The 20295-nt window shown below is 71.5% G+C and carries 19 protein-coding genes and 1 pseudogene; 12 read left to right on the top strand and 8 right to left on the bottom strand.

Translation table 11 applies throughout. The features are described 5' to 3' along the window. Positions 1-36 precede the first annotated feature (36 nt). Positions 37-810: a MerR family transcriptional regulator gene (locus ACVCAG_RS17445; RefSeq protein ID WP_440082831.1), complete on the top strand. Its 774-nt coding sequence runs from the start codon at positions 37-39 to the stop codon at positions 808-810. Positions 811-893: 83 nt separating this feature from the next. Continuing rightward, a pseudogene (locus tag ACVCAG_RS17440) lies at positions 894-1493 on the top strand (N-acetyltransferase family protein); the annotation flags it as partial. Here ACVCAG_RS17440 and ACVCAG_RS17435 read toward each other — a convergent pair. After that, positions 1457-3088 carry a hypothetical protein gene (locus tag ACVCAG_RS17435; RefSeq protein ID WP_440082830.1) on the bottom strand — a complete coding sequence of 544 codons (1632 nt, stop codon included), beginning with the start codon at positions 3086-3088 and terminating at the stop codon, positions 1457-1459. The pseudogene ACVCAG_RS17440 and the gene ACVCAG_RS17435 overlap by 37 nt on opposite strands. A gap of 310 nt (positions 3089-3398) precedes the next feature. Next, entirely contained in the window at positions 3399-4232 is an 834-nt protein-coding gene (locus ACVCAG_RS17430) for an NAD(P)H-binding protein (RefSeq protein WP_440082829.1), read from the bottom strand. Positions 4233-4321: 89 nt separating this feature from the next. Here ACVCAG_RS17430 and ACVCAG_RS17425 point away from each other — a divergent pair, with 89 nt between their 5' ends. From ACVCAG_RS17425 to ACVCAG_RS17395, 7 genes are all read left to right on the top strand, one after another. Continuing rightward, entirely contained in the window at positions 4322-4897 is a 576-nt protein-coding gene (locus ACVCAG_RS17425; protein WP_440082828.1) for a TetR family transcriptional regulator, read from the top strand. A 152-nt stretch (positions 4898-5049) separates the two neighbouring features. Continuing rightward, positions 5050-5640 carry a hypothetical protein gene (locus tag ACVCAG_RS17420; protein ID WP_440082827.1) on the top strand — a complete coding sequence of 197 codons (591 nt, stop codon included), beginning with the start codon at positions 5050-5052 and terminating at the stop codon, positions 5638-5640. 124 nt (positions 5641-5764) lie between these two features. After that, positions 5765-6715 (top strand): DUF389 domain-containing protein, encoded by a 951-nt coding sequence (locus ACVCAG_RS17415; protein ID WP_440082826.1) that lies wholly within the window; start codon positions 5765-5767, stop codon positions 6713-6715. Positions 6716-6799: 84 nt separating this feature from the next. After that, entirely contained in the window at positions 6800-7705 is a 906-nt protein-coding gene (locus tag ACVCAG_RS17410; RefSeq protein WP_440070970.1) for an ATP-binding cassette domain-containing protein, read from the top strand. Beyond that, positions 7698-8576, top strand: a complete 879-nt coding sequence (locus ACVCAG_RS17405; RefSeq protein ID WP_440082825.1) for an ABC transporter permease — start codon at positions 7698-7700, stop codon at positions 8574-8576. The genes ACVCAG_RS17410 and ACVCAG_RS17405 overlap by 8 nt, the downstream gene beginning before the upstream one ends. Then, entirely contained in the window at positions 8573-9487 is a 915-nt protein-coding gene (locus tag ACVCAG_RS17400) for an ATP-binding cassette domain-containing protein (RefSeq protein ID WP_440082824.1), read from the top strand. The genes ACVCAG_RS17405 and ACVCAG_RS17400 overlap by 4 nt, the downstream gene beginning before the upstream one ends. 2 nt (positions 9488-9489) lie before the next feature. Then, positions 9490-10206, top strand: a complete 717-nt coding sequence (locus tag ACVCAG_RS17395) for an ABC transporter permease subunit (RefSeq protein WP_440082823.1) — start codon at positions 9490-9492, stop codon at positions 10204-10206. A gap of 48 nt (positions 10207-10254) precedes the next feature. Here the strand turns inward: ACVCAG_RS17395 and ACVCAG_RS17390 are convergent, their stop codons facing one another. The 5 genes from ACVCAG_RS17390 to rplM form a co-directional block, all read right to left on the bottom strand. Further along, positions 10255-10965, bottom strand: a complete 711-nt coding sequence (locus ACVCAG_RS17390; protein ID WP_440082822.1) for a hypothetical protein — start codon at positions 10963-10965, stop codon at positions 10255-10257. Positions 10966-11027: 62 nt separating this feature from the next. Beyond that, entirely contained in the window at positions 11028-11648 is a 621-nt protein-coding gene (locus ACVCAG_RS17385; protein WP_440082821.1) for a hypothetical protein, read from the bottom strand. Positions 11649-12093: 445 nt separating this feature from the next. Then, on the bottom strand, positions 12094-13449 hold the full coding sequence (glmM, locus tag ACVCAG_RS17380) for a phosphoglucosamine mutase (RefSeq protein WP_447190021.1): 1356 nt from the start codon (positions 13447-13449) through the stop codon (positions 12094-12096). Positions 13450-13452: 3 nt separating this feature from the next. Further along, positions 13453-13974, bottom strand: a complete 522-nt coding sequence (gene rpsI, locus ACVCAG_RS17375; protein ID WP_362839934.1) for a 30S ribosomal protein S9 — start codon at positions 13972-13974, stop codon at positions 13453-13455. 69 nt (positions 13975-14043) lie between these two features. Next, positions 14044-14487, bottom strand: coding sequence for a 50S ribosomal protein L13 (rplM, locus tag ACVCAG_RS17370; RefSeq protein ID WP_344746717.1), 444 nt, complete (start codon positions 14485-14487; stop codon positions 14044-14046). A gap of 529 nt (positions 14488-15016) precedes the next feature. Here rplM and ACVCAG_RS17365 point away from each other — a divergent pair. The 3 genes from ACVCAG_RS17365 to ACVCAG_RS17355 all read left to right on the top strand — a co-directional run bounded on the left by ACVCAG_RS17365 (position 15017) and on the right by ACVCAG_RS17355 (position 19297). Next, complete coding sequence (locus ACVCAG_RS17365; protein WP_440082819.1) at positions 15017-15718, top strand: CAP domain-containing protein; 702 nt, start codon at positions 15017-15019, stop codon at positions 15716-15718. Between the two features lie 35 nt (positions 15719-15753). Beyond that, a complete protein-coding gene (locus ACVCAG_RS17360; RefSeq protein WP_440082818.1) occupies positions 15754-16692 on the top strand; it encodes a hypothetical protein in 939 nt (312 codons plus the stop codon). 814 nt (positions 16693-17506) lie between these two features. Beyond that, the gene (locus ACVCAG_RS17355) at positions 17507-19297 is read left to right on the top strand and encodes a hypothetical protein (RefSeq protein WP_440082817.1); all 1791 of its coding nucleotides are present in this window, start codon (positions 17507-17509) and stop codon (positions 19295-19297) included. On the opposite strand, the gene truA is transcribed toward ACVCAG_RS17355, so the two are convergent. Continuing rightward, positions 19287-20174, bottom strand: a complete 888-nt coding sequence (truA, locus tag ACVCAG_RS17350) for a tRNA pseudouridine(38-40) synthase TruA (protein ID WP_440082816.1) — start codon at positions 20172-20174, stop codon at positions 19287-19289. The two genes, ACVCAG_RS17355 and truA, sit on opposite strands and share 11 nt — an antisense overlap. Positions 20175-20295 lie beyond the last annotated feature (121 nt).

Genomic DNA, 20295 nt, shown 5'->3' with positions numbered 1-20295 from the left:
GAACCTGCCGCGACGGCAGGTCCTAACGTGGCGGACGTGATCGGGAAAGACGACGCCGGGCGCCGGTGGAGCATCGGCGAGGTGGCGCGGGCGAGCGGGGTGACCGTGCGCGCGTTGCACCACTACGACGAGATCGGCCTGCTGCGCGCGAGCGAACGCACCGCGTCGGGGCACCGCCGCTACACCGGGGGCGACGTGCGGCGGCTGTACCGGGTGCGGGCCCTGCGAATGCTCGGGCTGTCCCTGGAGGAGATCTCGGACGTGCTCGCGAACTCCACGGACGATCTGGCGGCGATGCGCGACCTGCTGACGGCACAGCTCCGCGAGCTGGAGGCGCACGGCGCACGGATCCAGCGGCTCACACAGCGGCTTCACGGCCTGCTGGGACAGATCGACAGCGCGTCGATGCCCGATCCGGACCAGTTCATGACGACCCTGGAGATGATCTCTATGTTCGAGAGCTCGTTCACGGCAGAGCAGCGGGAGCAACTGGCCCGGCGCAGGGCCGACCTCGGCCCGGAGGCCGTCGAGACGGCCAGGACCGAATGGGCCGGGCTCGTCGAGGAGCTCCTGCGGCACGTACAGGACGACACCCCCGTCGACGACCCCCGGGTGCGGGCCCTGGTCCAGCGCTGGGACGCATTGGCGAGCCGGTTCCACGACGACGGCGACGACGGTGAGCGGACCAAGGCCGCGGCGCGGCGGATGTGGCGGGAGAACAGCGAGGAGATCGGCAGGACCCTCCCCTGGCCCGCGGACCGGATGCGCGACCTGGTCCTCTACCTGGAACGCTCCCGGCAGGCCGGATGACCGCGGCGCTCCGATCCCGGCCGTCGCGGCGGCCCTCCCGGCTGTTTCGGGCGAGGCCGCATGGATAGTTTTCGAGACGAGAGCGGGTGAGGAGGGCGGGTGCCGTGGGCAGGACAGCGAGCGGTCGTGTGATCGTGAGGGTTTTGGACCCGGAGGAGGCCGAGACGATCACCGAGGAGGTCGGTACGACCTACCGGGAGGCGTTCGGTGCCCCGCCCAACAGCGAGGGGGCCGCGGAGTTCGAACACCAGCGCGCCTCCTACGCCGACCTCCTCCGACGGCGGGGGTTCCGGCTGTCGGTCGCCCGGCAGGACGGGCTGCTGGTCGGCTTCGCCTACGGGGCGTTCCTGCGGGAGGGGGGCCGCTGGTGGAACGGCGTACGTGATCCGCTCCCCGCCGGGTTCACCGACGAGTCCGGTTCCCGCACCTGGCACCTGGTGGATCTGGGCGTACTGCCCGGCCACCGCGGGCGCGGCATCGCCAGACGGCTGACCGAGGCGGTGCTGGCGGGGTGCGGGGCGCAGCGGGCGGTGCTGGCCGTGGAGCCGCGGTTGAAGGACAACCAGCGGCTTTACCGATCATGGGGCTGGCGGCAGGTCGGGAGCGTGGACGCCCCGGCGTCGTCCGTCAACGACGTCTACGACATCTACGTCCTGGAAGACCTGCCCGCGGGCAGACCGTAGGAGCGCAGCCGCTCGTCCAGGCGCACCACGGCGTCGGTGCGGTTCCAGGGTGACAGGGCCTGACGGGCGTCGGCGGTGGCCGCGACCAGTCGCGGGGACCGGTTGCGGCTGGTGAGCTCGGCGGCCAGGGCCAGCTCCGTGCAGGCCTGGCCGATCTCACGTTTCTGGGCGAACGCGCGGCTGAGATACAGGTGACCGAACGCCAGGTTGCGGGAGAAGGCCGTCCCTATCGAGGTCATCGCCTCGCGCGCGCAGGCGATCGCGTTGTCGGGTTCACGCATGTCGAGGTGGCACAGGGCGCGGGTCAGCGTGAGCATGGCCGGGCCGAAGAAGTACGTCAGTCTCCGGCCGGGGTCGTCCTCCGTGGAGTCGTCCAGCCCCGAGCGGGCGGCCGACAGCGCGGTACGGCACCGCGCGTGGTCCCTGGCCCGGTTCTTGCCGTTCTCGCGACGCGCGATTCCCGCATAGGCGCGGGCGCCGACGTCGTTGGCGTAGGCGATCAGTATGGGACTGCCGGCTCGCTGCGCCCAGGCGAGTGCCCCGAGAGCGTGCTCGACCCCGAGACGCGGGTCGCCGGACCAGGTGGCCAGGTGGCTCCACTGGGCGAGGACGTAACTGGACATGAGGTCGTCGTCGGCTTCATGAGCGGCACGCCGGGCCTGGCCGTAATAGTGCTCGGCTCCGGCGAAGTCACCGGAGTTGAACAGCAGCCACCCGATGAACCGGGATATGTCGGCGAGCAGCGACATCAGTCGCCGGCGCAGGTCCTCGTCGGCGGCGCCCGCCAGGAGCCGGCGGACCAGCCCGTGCTGCGCCAGAGCCGTCTCCAGCACGGCCTGGGGACCCAGGATGTCCTCCTGCCTGATGGCGTGACGAAGGATCGTCTCCACATGCCCGACCACCTCGCCGTCGACCCGGGAGGGTGCCCGGGAGGCCGACGTCAGGCGTTCGAGGGTGTCGCGGTCCAGGTGGGCGAGAAGGGGGGAGGCGTGCGCCGCGGCGGCCGCGGAGGCGACCACGGCCAGTAGGTCGCGGCGTTTCATCCCGTCCGCCCACTGGGTGAGAGCGGCGACCAGATAGCCGAACTCCTGCTCCCGCAGAGCCGCGACCGTGAGAACCCGATCGGCCTCGTGGCCGGGCGGCTGTGTCGGCAACCCGTCCAGAAATGAGGCGATATCGGTAACGGTGAGTACGGGCCGGGGAACGGGTCGGTCCTTGGCCGCCGGGTGCCTGCCGATGCGGTCGTCGTCACGGCTGTGGTCCTCCCCATGGACCAGGTCCCCGGCCCGGCACCGGTAGATGCGGGCCAGGCGTTCCAGTCCGGAGATGGGAGGCTCGTTGCCGGTCGCCGAAGGCCAGGCCTCCCACGCCCCGAGCCGGCGTTCGCTGAGCATGTCGTCGGGCCAGCGCAGGTTCCATAGTCGGACCACCTCGGACTGCGTGTATCGGTGTGCCTCGCGGAAGCCGCGCAGCGGATTGAGCTTGAACCGGAGCTGATAGTCCGCGGCGATCTGGCTCCACGTCGCCCCGTGCTCGCGCATCTGGGTCGTGAGAACGTCCATCTGCCGCTTGAGGCTGCGGGGTCTGGGTGGCATCGCTCGCCCCTTTCGGGCGTCACTCCCCCGAGGCGGTTGTTGTTTTCCAAACGCTACGGCATTGGTTACGCCAAGTGACGGCCGATTCAAAAACCGGCGACCAGATCGCCGATTTTGGTCACGGATCACGCCGGCGGCCGGTGGTCGCGTCGTTCGGATCCGCGAAACCCCCTCCCTGACCGCGTTCTTCGCGAGCCCGCGGTAGCGGACGGTGACAGCGGGGCCGCCGGAGCGGCGGCACGTCGGGAACCCGACGCCTCCGCCCGAGGAGCGCGGGTGCGCCTCCCCCGTCGCCACCGCCGCGAACGGGTCACCTGAAGGCGCCGACGTTGCGTCGCGCCCACTCGGCGAAGGCGCGGGGGGCGCGGCCGAGGATCCGTTCCACGTCGGGGCTCACCCGCTGTTCGGCGGCCGACGGCTCTCCCAGGATGGCGAGGGTGCCGTCCACGACCGGCTCGGGCATGAAGCGCAGCATCTGCTCCCGGGCCTCCTCGCGGCTCTGCTCGACGAACCGCACCGGCGTGCCCAGCGCGTCCCCGATCGCCCGGGCCCGCCGGCGCGGGGTGATCGGCGCCGGGCCGGTGAGCTCGTACGTGTGACCGGCGTGCTCCCCCTTGCGCAGGACCACGGCCGCGACCTCGGCGATGTCGGCCGGGTCGACGACCGGCAGCCCGACGTCGCCGAACGGCGCGGCGGCGGTCCGCCGCGAGCGGATCGTCTCCGCCCACGCGAACGCGTTGGAGTCGAAGCCTCCCGGCCGCAGAACGGTCCACTCCAGGCCCGACCGCCGGACGGCGTCCTCCAACGCCCGGAGGGGAGCGTGGGAGCCGGACTCCGGTCGCGTCCCGGCGGCCTGGGAGGACTGCAGGACGACCCGCCGGACCCCGGCCGCCCTCGCGACGTCGAGGATGCCTCGCGGGTTCAGGTGCTCTCCGGCACCGGCGACGAGGAGGAACAGCGCGTCGGCCCCGTCGAGCGCGGGCCGGAGGCTTTGCGGGTCGGCCAGGTCGGCCCGGTGGTGCGTCACGCCCTCCGGCACGTCCGAAGGCCGTCGCGAAACCGCCGCCACCCGCTCCCCGGCCTCGGCGAGCGCCCGTACGAGCACCCGTCCGACGTTCCCGGTCGATCCCGTGATCACGATCATGAAAGTCCCGCCCGTCGCGAATAAGTTAGTTGACTGACTAAAAAGACCATAACCAGCAGCCGCCCGGGCTGTCTACACTCGTCAGTGAGATGACTGACTCAGTTACCGCGAAGCGGGGCAAGCGGGAGCGGCTCGTGGCCGCCGCGTCCCGGGTCCTGCACGAGCAGGGTGTCGAGAAGACGACGCTGGCCGACATCGCCCGCGTGGCCGAGGTCCCCCTGGGCAACGTCTACTACTACTTCAAGACCAAGGATCAGCTCGTCGAGGCGGCGATCGAGGCGCACGCGCTCGGCTTCCGGGCGATGACCGCCTCTCTCGACCTGCACACCGACGGCCCCCGCGACCGCCTGAAGGCGCTCCTGCGCGGCTGGATCGAGCAGCGCGAGCTCACCGCGCGATACGGCTGTCCCACCGGGAGCCTGTGCTCGGAGCTCGACAAGCGCACCGACGGCCTCGACCGCGCCGCGGCCGAGGTCATGCGGTTGCTGATCGACTATGCCGAGCTGCAGTTCCGGGAGATGGGCCGATCCGACTCCCGCGAGCTCGCGGTCGCCCTGGTCGCCGCCTACCAGGGCATCGCACTCCTCACCAACACCTTCAGGGACCCCGAACTCATGGCCGGGGAGGGCCGCCGCCTGGAACGCTGGATCGACTCGCTCGCCTGAGCCGCCACGCCGATGACGGGGTCCCGTCGGGCGCGCCGTCGGGTGCGCCGCGAAACCAACCACCGCCAAAGGCAAAAGTTCCCTCTACTCGCGGCCATATATGCCGGATCGGCACCAAGGCTCACCCGGTGGAGTGACTTAGTGTCTGATATGTGAGCATCCCGTCCCATGGGCCGCTGAAGCTGAGCGTTGGCGCGAGCACCGGCATGAAGATCGGCGCCGCGCTCCTGGCCGTGCCCTTCGTCGGCATCCCGCTGTTCGCGATCTCGAAGCTCGAACGGGCCGCCGAGCTGTCCGCCGAGGGCTCCTCTCTCGGCCTCCAGATCCTGATGGTTCCCTTCGTCGTGGTCCTGGTGGTCTTCCTCATCGTCCTCCTCGGCATCTTCCGCTTCCGGGCGGAGCTGGAGGGAAGCGTCGTGGAGGTCCACGGCGCGTTCACGACGCGCAGGGTGGACCTCGCGCGAGCCCATGTCTGGCTGGACTCCTTCCCCGAGTGCTCAAGGGCCCGCGACCTCACCGGCCGCCGGCTCCCGTACCTGTACCTGTACGCCCAGGAGCGGGGCGGCCGCAAAGTCCTGCTGCGACTGCGCGCGGCGCGCGCCTTCATGCCGCCGCACGAGCTGGCGGCCCTCGCGGGCGCCATCGAGTCGGGCCACCGGACCGGGCGGGACGCCGAGCAGGTCTCCCGGACGGCCGACCTGCTCCGGCGCCTGAGCACCGACCCCGCCGTCAGGGTTCCCTGAGGAGATCCGCCCCCGCACCGGACACCGAACGCCGGCCCTGCGCGGGACCGCGGGACGACGACCGGGAGACGGCCATGCGGTTCCGGGCTTCAGCGGGCCGGGGCACAGGTCCTAGGGTTGGCCCGTGCTGCATCTACGCGTGATCAGTCCGCCGGAGCTGTCGGACAAGGTGCTGGAGGTACTCGACGAGTGCGTCGGCGTCGTCAACATCGTGGTGTTCCCCGGTGCCGCGCGCTCCCCCGCCGGTGACCTCCTCCAGTTCGACATCGCCCGCGAGGCCGCCAACGAGGTGATCGAGCGCTTCCAGGAGCTCGGCCTGCACACGAAGGGCTCGATCGCGGCCGAGGAGGTCGACCTGGCGATCTCGGAGGTGGCCGAGCGCGCCAAGGAGGAGGCGCCGGGCGACAGCGACGACGCGGTGGTCTGGGCGGAGTTCGCCCAGCGGGTCGACGAGGACACCCGGCTCACCTGGGCCTTCCTCGTGTTCCTCACGATCGCCACGCTGCTCGCGGCGATCGGTGTGATCGTCAACTCGCCGATCCTCATCGTCGGCGCGATGGTGCTCGGACCGGAGTTCGGCGCGATCGCGGCCGTCTGCTTCGGCCTGCTCCGTACCGACAGGGACCTCATCGGCCGCGCGGCCAGGACCCTGGTCCTGGGTTTCACCGTCGCCGTCGTGATCACCTTCGTCTGCGCGCTGGTCGCGCGGGGGCTCGGCTGGATCGGCTTGGGCACCCTGGCGACCGGGCACGAGGAGATCGAGTTCATCGTCAAGTACGACAGGTGGTCGTTCATCGTCGCGCTGCTCGCCGGGGCCGCCGGAGTGCTCTCGGTCACCGCGGGCAAGTCCTCGGCCCTGGTCGGCGTCTTCATCTCGGTCACCACGGTCCCCGCCGCCGGATACTTCGCGGTCGCCGCCGCGCTGGCCCGCTGGGGCGACATGACCGCCTCGGCCGTCCAGCTCGGGGTGAACGTCGCGGGCATGGTCATCTCCGGCGTGGTGACACTCCTCGTGCAGAAGGCCTACTGGTCCCGGTTCGGGATGAGGCTGCCGGCCCGCCCGAGTGGGAGTTAGCGGCTGAGAATTGCCCTTTCGGACGATGCGAGCCTCCTTCGTGTGACGGAGGTGCGCACCTACGGCGACGGATAGTGTCCGAGCATGACTATCCTCGCCACCGAGGGACTAACCAGACGTTTCCCCCGGGTGACGGCGCTCGACCAGCTCACCGTCACCGTCGGCCCCGGTGTGACCGGCCTGGTCGGCGCCAACGGCGCGGGCAAATCCACGCTGATCAAGATCCTGCTCGGCCTGCTCGAACCCAGCGCGGGAAGCGCCCAGGTGCTGGGCATGGACGCGACGAGCAGGGGGGCGGAGATCCGCCGGGTCGTGGGTTACATGCCGGAGCACGACTGCCTGCCGCCCGACCTGTCCGCCACCGAGTTCACCGTGCACATGGCCCAGATGTCGGGCCTGCCGCGCACCGCGGCCCGCGAGCGCGCCGCCGACGTCCTGCGCCACGTCGGGCTGTACGAGGAGCGCTACCGGGCGATGGGCGGCTACTCCACCGGCATGAAGCAGCGCGTCAAGCTGGCCCAGGCCCTGGTGCACGACCCGCGCCTGGTCCTGCTGGACGAGCCCACCAACGGCCTCGACCCGCGGGGCCGCGACGAGATGCTCGCGCTGATCCGCAGGATCGGCTCCGAGTTCGGCATCAGCGTGCTGGTCACCTCCCACCTGCTGGGCGAGCTGGAGCGGGTCTGCGACCACGTCATCGTGATCGACGGCGGCAAGCTGCTGCGCTCCTCGTCCATCGGGGAGTTCACCCAGATCACCCAGACCGTGACCGTCGAGGTCGAGGAGGGCCAGGACGCGCTGGCGGCCCGGCTGACCGAGCTGGGCGAGACCGTCACCCCGCACGGCAGGCTGCTGCTCGTCCACGTCCGCGCGCCGGAGACCTTCGACGCGCTCCGCGACGCCGTCTGCGAGCTCGACCTCTGCCTCGTGCGCGTGGAGCAGGGCCGCCAGCGCATCGAGGACGTCTTCAGGGAGCCGGTCAATGTCTGAACCCACGGGTGTCATCCACGACATCGGATACCGCCACTACGAGGGGCCGCGGCTCGGCCGCGGCCACGCCACCGCAGCGCTGACCCTGCACAGCCTGCGCGGGATCTTCGGGCTCGGCCGCACCGCCCGCTCGAAGATCATCCCGTTCGTGCTCCTGGGCGTCATGCTCCTGCCCGCGGTCGTCTCCATCGCGATCATGGCGCTGGCCAAGCAGGAGGGGATGCGCTACACCGAGTACGCGGTCGTCATGCAGGCCGTGCTCGCGATCTTCCTGGCCTCGCAGTCGCCGTACGCCGTCGCGCCCGACCTGCGCTTCCGGGTGCTGCCGCTCTACCTGTCGCGCCCGGTGACGATCTGGGACTACGTCGGGGCGAAGCTCGCGGCGATGACGACCGCCATGTTCCTGCTGCTGGCGGCACCCCTCACCGTGCTCTACATCGGCGAGGTGGTCATCGACCTGCCCGGCGACACGCACACCGCCGAATACCTCACCTCCATGGCCGGCGCGGTCTGCTACGCGCTGCTGCTGGCCTGCCTCGGCGTGGCCATCGCCTCGTTCACCCCCAGGCGCGGCCTGGGCGTGGCCGCGGTCATCGCCTTCTACCTGCTCGCCTCCGCCGTGTCGACCGTGCTGTTCGCGACGCTGGAGTCGATGGGCGACGACACCACCGCCGCGTGGGCGTGGCTGATCAACCCGTTCTTCCTGGTGGACGCCGCCGTGCACGTCGGGATCTTCGGGGCGACGCCCACCGCGGGCGTCATCTACCCGCCGGGCGGCGGATCCCTGGTCGCGGGAGTGATCATGATCGCGCTGATCGCCCTGTCCGTCACGGCCCTGATCGCGCGCTACCGTAAGGCGGCCTCCCGATGAAGATCGAACTGGCCCAGGTGTCCCGCTGGTACGGCAACGTGGTCGCCGTCAACGACATCACCATGACCGTCGGCCCCGGCGTCACCGGGCTGCTCGGCCCGAACGGCGCGGGGAAGTCCACGCTGCTGCACATGATGGCCGGGTTCCTCGCCCCCTCGGGCGGCACCGTCACCCTCGACGGCGACCGCATCTGGCGCAACCACGAGATCTACCGCTCCATCGGCCTGGTCCCCGAGCGCGAAGCCGTCTACGGCTTCCTCACCGGCTGGCAGTTCGTGCTGTCCAGCGCGAGGCTGCACCGCCTGCCCAACCCCGACGACGCCGCACGCAAGGCGCTCGCCCTGGTGGAGATGGAGAGCGCCAAGGACCGCAGGATCGAGACGTACTCCAAGGGCATGCGCCAGCGCGTCAAGGTGGCCGCGGCCCTCGTCCACGACCCGCAGGTCCTGCTGCTCGACGAGCCGTTCAACGGCATGGACCCGCGCCAGCGCCTGCACCTGATGGACCTGGTCCGCGCCATGGGCACCGCGGGCAAGACCATCCTGTTCAGCTCGCACATCCTGGAGGAGGTGGAGCGGGTCGCCCAGCACATCGAGGTGCTGGTGGCCGGACGCCACGCCGCCTCCGGGGACTTCCGCGAGATCCGCCGCCGGATGACCGACCGCCCGCACCTGTTCAGGGTCCGCTCCAGCGACGACCGCCGCCTGGCGTCCGCGCTGATCGCCGACGCCTCCTCGGGCTCGGTCTCGCTGACCCAGGCGGGCCTGGAGGTGCACGCCGTCGACTTCCGGCGCTTCACCCGGCTGCTGCCCAGGGTCGCCAAGGACGCGGACATCCGGATCCTGCAGGTCTCCCCCGCCGACGAAGACCTGGAGAGCGTCTTCTCCTACCTGATCAACAGGAGCAGCTGACCATGAACGGTGTCATCGCCGGAATCTCCTACCGGGCGCTCCTCGGCCGCCGCCGGATCTGGCTGCTGATCATGCTTCCCGTGGTGCTGGTCGCCATGGCCGCCCTGCTGAGGTTCATCGGCGCCGCCGACGAGCGGACCGCGGTCACGCTCATGCAGACCTTCGCCATCGGCACCATGCTGCCGCTGCTCGGCCTGATCGCCGGGACCGGGGTGATCGCCCCCGAGATCGACGACGGCACGATCATCCACCTGCTGTCCAAGCCGATCTCCCGCCCGGCGATCGCCCGGACCAAGTTCGTGGTCGCCGCCTCGATGCTCGCGCTGTTCGCCGCCGTGCCGACCTTCGTCGCGGCCTACCTGCTGGTCAGCCTCGAATCCGGTATCGCGTACGGCTTCGCGCTCGGCTCCCTCATCGGCGGGATCGCGTACGCGGCGGTGTTCATGCTGCTGGGCGTGCTGACCCGGCACGCGGTCACGATCGGCATCGTCTACGCGCTCGTCTGGGAGGGCGTGGTCGGCAACTTCGTGCCCGGCGCCCGCAGGTTCTCCATCCAGCAGTGGGCCCAGACGATCGCCGACCAGCTGTCGTCCTCCGCGTTCTTCTCCACCGAGATCACTCTCGGCTTCGCCGTCCCCGCCCTGGTCATCGTCACCGTCGGCGCGGTCGTCTGGGCGGGCAGGCGCCTGCGGAGCTTCTCCCTCACCGGCGACGAGTAGCCCGTCCGGACAGCGTGCACCCCGTTCCAGGGGTGCACGCCCGGGTCGTCACGAGGGCGACTGCCGCAGGTGGCGGCCGCGCCTGGAGCGGCGGAGGAACAGCAGCCCGGCCAGGGCCAGCAGCCCGGCCCCCGCGCCCAGGCCCACGTATCCCAGGCGGCTCGACACGGGGTGGGCCCTCGCGTGCGCGGCCTCGGCCGCCGCGCCGGCGGGCAACTGGTCGGAGTGGGTGGCGCAGACGATCGGCCTGTCGCTTCCCTCGGTGTTCGCGCAGGCGATGCTGGCCAGGCGCAGGAGGTCCTCCGGGGTGGCCCCCACCTCCGCGACGGTGTGGAAGGTGACGTCCTTGCCGGGCGGCACGTCGGCGCTCCAGCGGACCTGCCCCTTCGAGGCCGAGCCCCCGCCGTCCGCCGAGACGAACCTGAGGCCGGCCGGCAGGGTCTGGGTGAGTTCGAGGTCGCGCACGCGGGTCGCCCCGGTGTTGCGCACGGTGACGGCGTAGGTGAGCCGATCTCCCTCCTCGGCGGAGGTCCGGCCGTTGTCGATGCTGATGCTCAGGCTCGGTACGCCCCCGGTCACCGCCTTACCCGCCCTGCCCCCGGCACCTCCGGCGTCCCCGGGGTCCTCGGGGCGCGGTTCGAGGACGGCCGCCGCCGATGACGGTGCGGCGAGGGCGACGACCAGGGCCGCGCCGAGCCCGTAGCGGACCGCGGCGCGCAGCGTGCCGGTGGAAGGACGGATCATCGTGATCAGTGCCATGGCTTTCTCCTTCACGTTGCTCGTGTACGGGGAGTCCCGGGGCTTCCCTGGATGGCGCGGCGTCATTTGACCGTCGCGACGTAGGTGAGCGTCCCCGAATAGGTGCCGACCTGGACGAAGGGGATGTAAGCCTCGAAGTCGGTGCCGATGGCGTCTCCGTCGGGGGCGGACGCAACCGGCTGGTCGTGGACGAGCACCGGGACGGTGGTCGAAAGGGGCTGGAAGGCCGACGTGCCGCTCTCGCGCACGCGCAGGTTCCCGATCGGGATGGTGGAGTCGTTGCCGGGCTGGTCGGAGGTGAGCTCGGGGGACGCCGCCCGCACGGTGACGGTGTGGCCGTCGAAACTGTTCGTGATGACCGTCATGGTCACGGCCCGGCTGTCGCGGACCGTCGAGTCCGGTTTGCCGGTCAGGGTGAAGGTGCTGGTCAGGTCGACGAGGGTGATGCTGGTGGGGGTCACGGCGATCTGGACGGAACAGCCGGGGTCGGTGCCGCCGGCGGGGCGGGTGCTGCCGATGGTCGCCGAGGTGACCTGGTTGTCGAGGATCGCGTCGCCGGTGTTGACCAGGGTCACCGTGTACTGGACGGCCTCTCCGGCCACGACGGAGGCGCCGGTGTAGTCCGTCTGCCCTGTGTTGGCCTGATCGGGGACGCCGCCGAGAACGGCGAGAAGCGAAAGCACGGCGCGGCACCCCTCGATCGATCACGATGTCGGCGGCCTCGCGCCGCGTGGGCATCGTGACGACCGGAGTGACCGGATGGCCACCGGGGCTCGTGGCCATTCGGCACGATGAGCGGTTTCTTGGCGGGAATCCCTCCCCAACCACTGAAAGTGTCCGATCGATGACTCAGAGTGTCAATCAATGCGAAGTGTGGCGTGGCGCCGGACAAGCTGGACACAACGGGCCACGAGCACGAAGCGCGTCAAGCGCGGCGGAACGGGTACCGCGCGAGCCGGGCGGTGCCGGTCACGAAGCCCTCGCGCAACGGCCGGTCACGGAGACCGGGGTGACATACCGGACACTGCGGACCGGACACGAAGGTCATGCGTCAAAGCCGGGCGCCACAAAGGCCGGGCACGAAACGAAGCACGGCCCGCACCGGAGTACGGGCCGTGCTTCGATCGTTCAGACGCAGGCCGTGCGGACGACGTCGGCCAGCCTGCCGGCCAGCTGCTCGGCCTGTTCCGCCGAGGCGGCCTCGACCATGACGCGGATCATCGGCTCGGTGCCGCTGGGCCGGATCAGCACGCGCCCGGTCTCTCCCAGCTCCGACTCCGCGGCGCTGACCGCGGCGGCCAGCTCCGGAGCCGAGGCCTTGGACCGGTCGACGTCCTTCACGTTGACCAGGACCTGCGGCAGGCGGGTCATCACCGAGGCCAGCTCGGCCAGCGACTTCTTCTCCCGCGCCACGACCGCCAGCAGGTGCAGCGAGGTCAGCAGGCCGTCCCCGGTGGTGGCGTGGTCGAGCATCAGGACGTGGCCGGACTGCTCGCCACCGAGGTTGTAACCGCCGGCCCTCATGGCCTCCAGGACGTAGCGGTCGCCCACGGCGGTCTCGACGACGTCGATACCGGCGTTCTTGAGCGCGATCTTGAAGCCCAGGTTGGACATGACCGTGGCCACCACGGTGTCGCCGATCAGCTTGCCCTCGGCGTGCATGGCCATGGCCAGCACGGCCATGATCTGGTCGCCGTCGACGATCTCACCGGTGTGCGAGACGGCCAGGCAGCGGTCCGCGTCGCCGTCGTAGGCGATGCCAACGTCCGCGTTGCGGGAGACCACGATCTGCTGGAGCTTGTCCAGGTGGGTGGAGCCGACCCCCGCGTTGATGTTGAGACCGTCGGGGCGCGCCCCGATCGTCTCCACGGTGGCTCCGGCCCGCAGCAACGCCTCGGGAGCCACCATGTGGGCGGCGCCGTGGGCGCAGTCGAGGACCACGTTCAGGCCGTCGAGACGGCCGTCCACGGTGGACAGCACGTGGGACACGTAGCGGTCGGCCTCACCGTACGCCTCGCGTACGCGGCCGACCGAGGCACCGACAGGACGCTCCCACTTCTCGCCGAGCCGCTGCTCGATCTCGTTCTCCACCGCGTCGGGCAGCTTGTAGCCGCCTCGGGTGAGGAACTTGATCCCGTTGTCGGGGGCGGGGTTGTGGGAGGCGGAGATCATCACGCCCATGTCGGCTCTGAGAGCCGTCGTCAGGTAAGCGACCGCCGGGGTGGGCAGCACGCCGAGCCGGAGAACGTCCACACCAGACGACGCGAGGCCGGCGACCACCGCGGCCTCCAGGAATTCTCCTGAAGCCCGAGGGTCCCGGCCCACGACGGCGACGGGACGGCCCCGCCGCCCGACGCTGGTATTGAACGCCCCGGCATCGCCGAGGACATGAGCCGCGGCCACGGACAGGTCCATGGCGAGCTCGGCCGTGAGGTCGCGTCCAGCGACCCCACGTACCCCGTCGGTGCCGAAAAGGCGCCCCAACGCTTAACGCTTGCTGTACTGCGGAGCCTTGCGGGCCTTCTTGAGGCCGTACTTCTTGCGCTCGGTGGCGCGGGCGTCACGGGTCAGGAAGCCGGCCTTCTTCAGCGGCGGGCGGTTGACCTCGACGTCCAGCGCGGTCAGCGCGCGGGAGAGACCCATGCGCAGGGCACCGGCCTGGCCGGTCACGCCGCCGCCGTTGATGCGGGCGATGACGTCGAACTGCTCCTCGGCACCGAGCACCACGAAGGGCTCGTTGACGATCTGCTGGTGGACCTTGTTCGGGAAGTAGTTCTCAAGCGTACGACCGTTGATCGTCCACTTGCCGGTGCCCGGCACGATGCGCACGCGGGCCACGGATTCCTTGCGGCGGCCCGTGCCGTACGAGTTGCCGGTGGTGATGGGCTTGCGGACGGCGACGTCGCCGCTGGCGGTGGACTCGGAGGTGTACTCGGAGGGGAACTCCTCCGCGGAGTACGCTTCCTGCTCGGCCTCGACGGGCGTCTCGACACCGGTGGACTCAGCCACGGTTCTCCTCTAACTTTCCTACTCGGCGTCGGCCATCGGCCAACGCTGCTGGCGACAAGCAGCTAGTGACTACTGGGCGATCTGGGTGAGCTCGAAAGACACCGGCTGCTGCGCCTGGTGCGGGTGCTCGGAACCGGCGTAGACCTTGAGCTTCTTGATCATCTTCCGGCCGAGGGCGTTCTTGGGCAGCATGCCCTTCACGGCCTTCTCGACGGCGCGGTCGGGACGCTTGTCCATGAGCTCGCCGTAGGTCATGGAGCGCAGACCGCCCGGGTAGCCCGAGTGGCGGTAGGCCTTCTTCTGCTCAAGCTTGTTACCGGTCAGCGCGACCTTGTCGGCGTTGATGACGATGACGAAGTCACCGGTGTCGACGTGGTTGGCGAAGGTCGGCTTGTGCTTACCGCGAAGCAGGATCGCGACGTGGCTGGCCAGCCGGCCAAGCACGATGTCGGTGGCGTCGATGATGTGCCACTGACGCTCGACTTCGGCAGGCTTGGGTGTGTACGTGCGCACGGTCGTATGCCTTCTTTGGTCGCGTCTTCGGCGCTGTCGGAGAGGACAGCAACATGGTCGGTAGGTGCGGGCACACGACAGCCCGGACCTTCCGTCTCCAGAAAAAGAGGAGATGACGCCGGACGCGCCGCGTATCGGTCTGCAAGAGGAGACCAATTCGCACACAACGAACTAGCAGGATACCGGCACGGGAGAGTGCTTGCAAAACGACATGACTCTCCGCCGGTACCCCTGGCAGTCTACCCGCCCCCAAGCGGTGCCCGGGAACCGCCACGCGGGACGACGGAATCCGACGACCGCCGCAAGGGGTCGTCACCAGGGCCGGGACCCGGCGGCACGGCCTCTCCCCGCACCCCCGGGGAAGGGCGCCGGACGGTGATCTCGGGACCGCCGCGCCGGAACCTTCACGGAACGGTTCCAATATGTTCTCAGCATTCCCTTCTTCCTCACCGCAAACATCCCTATCTTTGATAGCGGTATGTGGCAGCTTCCTCACCCCGGGCATACCCAGCGAGCGCGCCTGCGTCGTATGGGGGTGTTCGCGTGCCTGCTGGCGGTCCTGCTGATCGGCTTCATCATCGGTCGGGGCAGCCGCGACGAGAACGCCGCGGACCAGATCTACTTGAACGACACCGGGCCGACGAGGCCCGCACCCAGCGGCGCCCTGGCCGGACAGGTCGAGCGCGCCCCGCTCGCCCGGGTCGCCCGCGCCTCCGTCGCCCCCACCACCCCCCAGGACCGGCGCCCGCGGCCCACCCCGAGCGCCGACGCGTCGCCCGGCGGCTCCGGGAAGGACGGCCCCTCCCGCTACCTGCTCAACGGCGACGGCGGCGACGGCGCCACCTCCGTCCTCGGCGCGATGGAGCGCGAGGTCGTCCGGCTCGTCAACGTGGAGCGCAGGCGGGCCGGGTGCGCACCGCTCCGGATCGACAGGCGGCTGACCTCGTCGGCCAGGAGGCACTCGGCCGGGATGGCGGCCGCGGGAAACCTCTCCCACAACTCCGCCGACGGCACGTCCCCCTGGGAGCGGATGGAGGCCACCGGCTACCGCGACGGCGGCGCGGAGAACATCGGGCGCGGCTACACCTCTCCCGACGAGGCGGTGCGCAGCTGGATGGGGACCAGCGGCCACCGGCGCAACATCCTCAACTGCGAGCTCACGGCCACCGGGGTCGGGGCCGTCCAGGGCCCCGACGGCCCCTGGTGGACCCAGGACTTCGGATACTCCTGAGCCAACCGGCTCCGATACCGGGCTACGCTCGGCGCATGGGTTTTCCCGTGGAGCCGCCGCGCCGCCAGCCTTACAACCGGCCTGACGCGTCGCCGCCCGCACAGGGCCAGCACTGGTTCGACGCCTCGCCGAACAACCGCGCCGCCGAGCCCCCCCAGCAGGCCTCCCGGCCCACCGGGCCGCGGGAACGCCCCGCGGAACCCCCCAGGGAACGACCCCGCCAGGAGATGTGGAGCCCGTACGACGAGGGGCCCCGCTCACGTCGCCCGATCTTCATCGCGGCCGGGGCGTTCGCCGCGCTGGTCGCCGCGGGCATCGGCCTGGCCGTGCTGGCCAACTCCGACCCCGCCCCGGTGCCCGGCGCGACGGGCCCCACCGCCGAGGCCCCCCTGATACCGCCCGCCAGCACCGCGGAGGGCAAGTTCGGCTTCGCCTCCTCCCGCGCCGGCGACCCGCACCTTCTCACCCTGAACGAGGTGTTCAAGCGCAAGAAGGTGAAGATCGGCGGGCAGACCTACCTGATGACCACGCGCAGGACCGACAAGAAGTGCGACAAGGCGGTGGTCGGGGAGAAGCTCCAGAAGGCCCTCACCGCGGCCAAGTGCAACCAGCTCCTGCGGGCCAGCTTCCGCGACGCCTCGGGGAAGATCATCGGCACCGTGGGAGTCGCCAACCTCAAGACGTCGGCGGGGGCGTCCAAGGTCGTCTCGGTCGGCTCCGGCAAGGAGCGGGAGGAATACCTCAAACCGCTCCCAGGTAAGGATAAGGTCACCAAACTTCTCGGCACCGGTGAGGCGTTCGTGGGCGAGTGGCGCCACGGGCACTACGCGGTGATGGTCTGGTTCCAGTACAAGGACGGCCATCTGCCGAAGAAGACCGAGGTCAAGAAGCTGAACCAGGCGGCCTTCGGCGCGGCGGACGCGACCGTCACCCCCGCCCTGGAGGCGCGATCACTGACCGGAAAACGCCCTTGACCATGGGTTCATACCGCCGTTTTGCGGCATGAATCCGGCAGACGATACGGCCATACTCGCATGACGATCTCCGGCTGTCGCTAGGCTGCGTCGTATGCGTGGCCAGGAATCCGGGTCCGAGCACCAACGTGAAGCCGAGGGTTCGGCAGCACCGGCGACGCCGCCGCCGAGTTTCGGCCAGCCCTCGCCCCACGTGCTGCGGACCGATCTCACAGGTGACGAGCAGCCCCACAACCCTTCGGCGTGGCCGGAGGTGACTCCCGGGGCGGCTCAACCATGGACGGTCCCCGGCGACGGGGCCCCCTACGACTGGTACGCCCAGCCGGAGGACGACCCGCCCGCCCCCTGGCCCGGCCCCTCGCACGCCGCGCCCCGGCCGGAGCCGCTCCCGTCTTCGGAGCCCTCCGGTCCCCCGCGGCCCGAGTTCTCCCCCGAGCCCTCCGATCCCGCCGGGCCCGGGTTCCCGCCCGGCCCCTCGGGGAGCGCTCGGCCGGATCTCCCCTCCGAGCTCTCAGGCCCGCGGCCCGAGCTCCCGGACCCGCGGCCCGGGTTCCCGCCCGCTCCCTCCGGCCCCACCTGGTCGGAGTTCTCCCGGCCCGATCCGGCCCCTCCGGCGTGGATCAACTCCCCCACGCCCCCGGAGCCCTCCCCTCCCGCCTGGCCGGCCCCGCCGAACCCGGGCGGCTCTTCGGGCCCGTCCTGGCCCGGCGCCCCAGGCTCGGACGCGACCTCCCCCGCCTGGCCGCCCCCGCTCCGGGACGAGACCACCTCACCCACCTCACCCGCCTGGCCCTCTCCCGCCGACCGTCCGTCCGTGCCCTGGCCCGGTACCCCCGGATCCGGCGGCTCTTCGGGCCCGTCCTGGCCCGGCGCCCCAGGCTCGGACGCGACCTCCCCCGCCTGGCCGCCCCCGCTCCAGGACGACTCCTCCCCCGCCTGGCCGGCGGAGCCGGCCGCCCCCCCGCGGCCCGGCGAGGTCGGCGAGGGCGAGCGCCACGAGCACGGGGGTTCCGCGCCGCGGAGCGACCAGCCGTTGTCCACCGCGCCCATCGTGCCGGGCGCGCCGCCCTGGCAGCCGCCGCCCGCCTTCACCGCCGCGGCCGCGGGCATGCAGGTCTGGCCCTCGTCCGGACAGGAGGCCCCCTGGCCCGCCGCGACCGGCGAGCCGGTGTGGACCGATCCTGAGGAGAGCGCCGCCCGCCCGGGAGAGCCCGGCGACGTCGCCGTGTGGCCGCCGGACGCCGCCCCCCACCAGGAACCGGGTGAGAGCGGCGACACCACGGTCGACGTCCGCGCCACCGGGCCCGCCGCGCCGGCCCACCCCGCGCCGGGGGACCTCCTGGAGGACGGCCACGGCCTCGCACCCCGGCAGGACCCGCCCGCTTGGCAGGCCCCCGCTCAGCCCTCCGCCCCGCAGGTCTCTCCTCAGCAGACCCCCGCGCCCTCACCGGCCGGCCCGCCGGACGAGGCCCCTCCCGTCCTGTCCGGCCCCGCTCCGGCGGTTGCGTCCCCGATGTCCCCCGTGTCCGCGCCCGTGGCGCAGCCCGGCACACGGCCGGGACCGGAGCCGGCCTCGCCGGTGCCCACGCCTCCCCTCGACCAGGCCGCCCGCGACCGGGCACCGTCCCAGGCCGCCGATCCCGGCCCGGAGGCGGCACAGCCCTTCCCCTCCTCGGACCAGGCGACCCCGCCGGGCGGCATCCCCGTCGTCACCGGCGTCGCGCCGCCGTTCCCGGTCCTCCCGCCCCCGCCGCCGGTGACCTCCGCGCCCGCGGGCGAGCCGACGGCGGTCCTCGGGACCGGCCCGGCGACGACGCGCGGGGCGTTCACCCCGATCTCGGCGTTCACCCCCGAGCCCCCGCCTCCCGCCCCCGCGCCGGCCCGCAGCAGGGCGAGTACGACGCTGATCGCGGCCGTGGTCGCGGTCGTGGTGGTCGGCATCGGCACCGGTGCCTTCTTCGCCTACCAGTCGTTCAGCGCCAAGCAGTCGGCGAACGCGACGGACCCGATTCCCAGCTCCGGAACCCTCGACCCCACCGACGACCTGGACATCACCGGCGAGCCCGAGCCGATCAACACCACGATGCTCAACTCAGAGAAGACCGACCCGGGCACGATGACCGTGGCCGCCGCCTTCGGCAAGAAGGTGTCCGTGGCCGGGACGACCTTCACCAGGGTCAAGACCGACGTCACCGAGCAGTGCCACAAGGCCGCGTCCGGCAAGTTCGCCGGCACCCTTCGCAGCCAGGAGTGCCGCCGGGTGCTGCGGGCGACGTACGTGGACAGCAAGCGGCGATACGCCGTGACCACGGGGATCGCCGTGCTGCCCACCCGCGAGTCCGCGGTCGCGGCCGACAAGGCCAAGAATCTCGGCAGCAACCTGTGGTTCCGCGGCCTGCCCTCGGCCGCCGGCACGGGCGGCGAGCGGGTGCACATCGCGGGCGGCTACGCGGCCGGGATGGTGTGGGGCCGCTACATCGTGTTCAGTTACGCCACCTTCAGCGACGGGCACACGCCGACCGCCAAGGAGAAGGGGCTGGGCAAGGTCAGCGGCGCCTTCCGCGACCAGACCGCGAAGGTCGTGGAGCGCCGCGTCACGAGCTGAGCGTCCGCACCCGGCGGGTCTCCGCGGCCCGCCGGGCGAGCTCCTCGGCGCCGGGATAGCGCACCTCCTCCAGGCAGAGCCCGTGCGCGGGCGCGACGTGCACCCCCGAGTCCCGTACGGCCCTCGCCAGCACCCCGCCCGGCCAGTCGACCGGGAGCCGCCCCTCGCCGACGGGCAGCAGAGACCCGACGAGCGCCCGGACCATGGAGTGGCAGAACGCGTCGGCCGTCACCGTCGCGACGACGAGCCCGTCCTCGCGGGCCCAGTCGAGCCGCTGGAGCTCGCGGATCGTGGTCGCGCCCTCGCGTTTCTTGCAGAACGCGGCGAAGTCGTGCTCGCCGAGCAGGGCGGCGGCGGCCGCGTTCAGCCTGTCCACGTCGAGGGGCCTGTTGTACCAGACGACCTCGCGGCGCCGGAGCGGGTCGACCCCGCCCGGGGCATCGGAGATCCGGTAGGCGTACCGCCTCGACAGCGCCGAGAACCGCGCGTCGAAGCCCTCAGGAGCCACCGTGACGAGACGCACACGCACATCGGGCGGCAGGACCCCGGCGAGCCTCCTGCGCATGGCGGAGAGCCTCTCGGCGAGCTCCGCCGCGGATCCCGGCTCGGGGCCCTCGCCCGCGGCCGCCCCTCGGCGGCCGCGGCCGTCCAGCGCGCCGAGCGCGCCGGGGTCCAGGTCGACGTGGGCCACCTGACCGCGGGCGTGCACGCCTGCGTCGGTCCGCCCGGCCACGGTCAGCGCCGGGGGCTCGGCGAGCCGCAGGATCCTGCCGAGCGCCTCCTCGATCTCCCCCTGGACCGTACGCCGCCCGGGCTGCTTGGCCCAGCCGGAGAAGTCGGTGCCGTCATAGGCGAGATCCAGCCTCAGCCGTACCACGATGGTTCCTTTCTGGAACTCTCACGGGCTCACGTCGCCCCCGGGCCTCCCGGGCATTCCCGGGAGAGCGTCCGGAGACCTTCCGGGAGACCGCCTGGAGAACGGAAAGGGCCCGGCGCCC

This window comes from Streptosporangium sp. G12, from assembly GCF_052983175.1.
This window is presented reverse-complemented; position numbering and strand designations above follow the sequence as displayed.

Excerpts from the sequence above, each read along its gene's own strand:
- ACVCAG_RS17435 (WP_440082830.1), bottom strand. The coding sequence starts at position 3,088 with ATGCCACCCAGACCCCGCAGCCTCAAGCGGCAGATGGACGTTCTCACG.
- ACVCAG_RS17390 (WP_440082822.1), bottom strand. The coding sequence starts at position 10,965 with ATGGCACTGATCACGATGATCCGTCCTTCCACCGGCACGCTGCGCGCC.
- ACVCAG_RS17360 (WP_440082818.1), top strand. The coding sequence starts at position 15,754 with ATGGGTTTTCCCGTGGAGCCGCCGCGCCGCCAGCCTTACAACCGGCCT.
- ACVCAG_RS17425 (WP_440082828.1), top strand. The coding sequence starts at position 4,322 with ATGACTGACTCAGTTACCGCGAAGCGGGGCAAGCGGGAGCGGCTCGTG.
- ACVCAG_RS17400 (WP_440082824.1), top strand. The coding sequence starts at position 8,573 with ATGAAGATCGAACTGGCCCAGGTGTCCCGCTGGTACGGCAACGTGGTC.
- ACVCAG_RS17430 (WP_440082829.1), bottom strand. The coding sequence starts at position 4,232 with ATGATCGTGATCACGGGATCGACCGGGAACGTCGGACGGGTGCTCGTA.
- ACVCAG_RS17405 (WP_440082825.1), top strand. The coding sequence starts at position 7,698 with ATGTCTGAACCCACGGGTGTCATCCACGACATCGGATACCGCCACTAC.
- ACVCAG_RS17395 (WP_440082823.1), top strand. The coding sequence starts at position 9,490 with ATGAACGGTGTCATCGCCGGAATCTCCTACCGGGCGCTCCTCGGCCGC.
- ACVCAG_RS17410 (WP_440070970.1), top strand. The coding sequence starts at position 6,800 with ATGACTATCCTCGCCACCGAGGGACTAACCAGACGTTTCCCCCGGGTG.
- ACVCAG_RS17365 (WP_440082819.1), top strand. The coding sequence starts at position 15,017 with ATGGGGGTGTTCGCGTGCCTGCTGGCGGTCCTGCTGATCGGCTTCATC.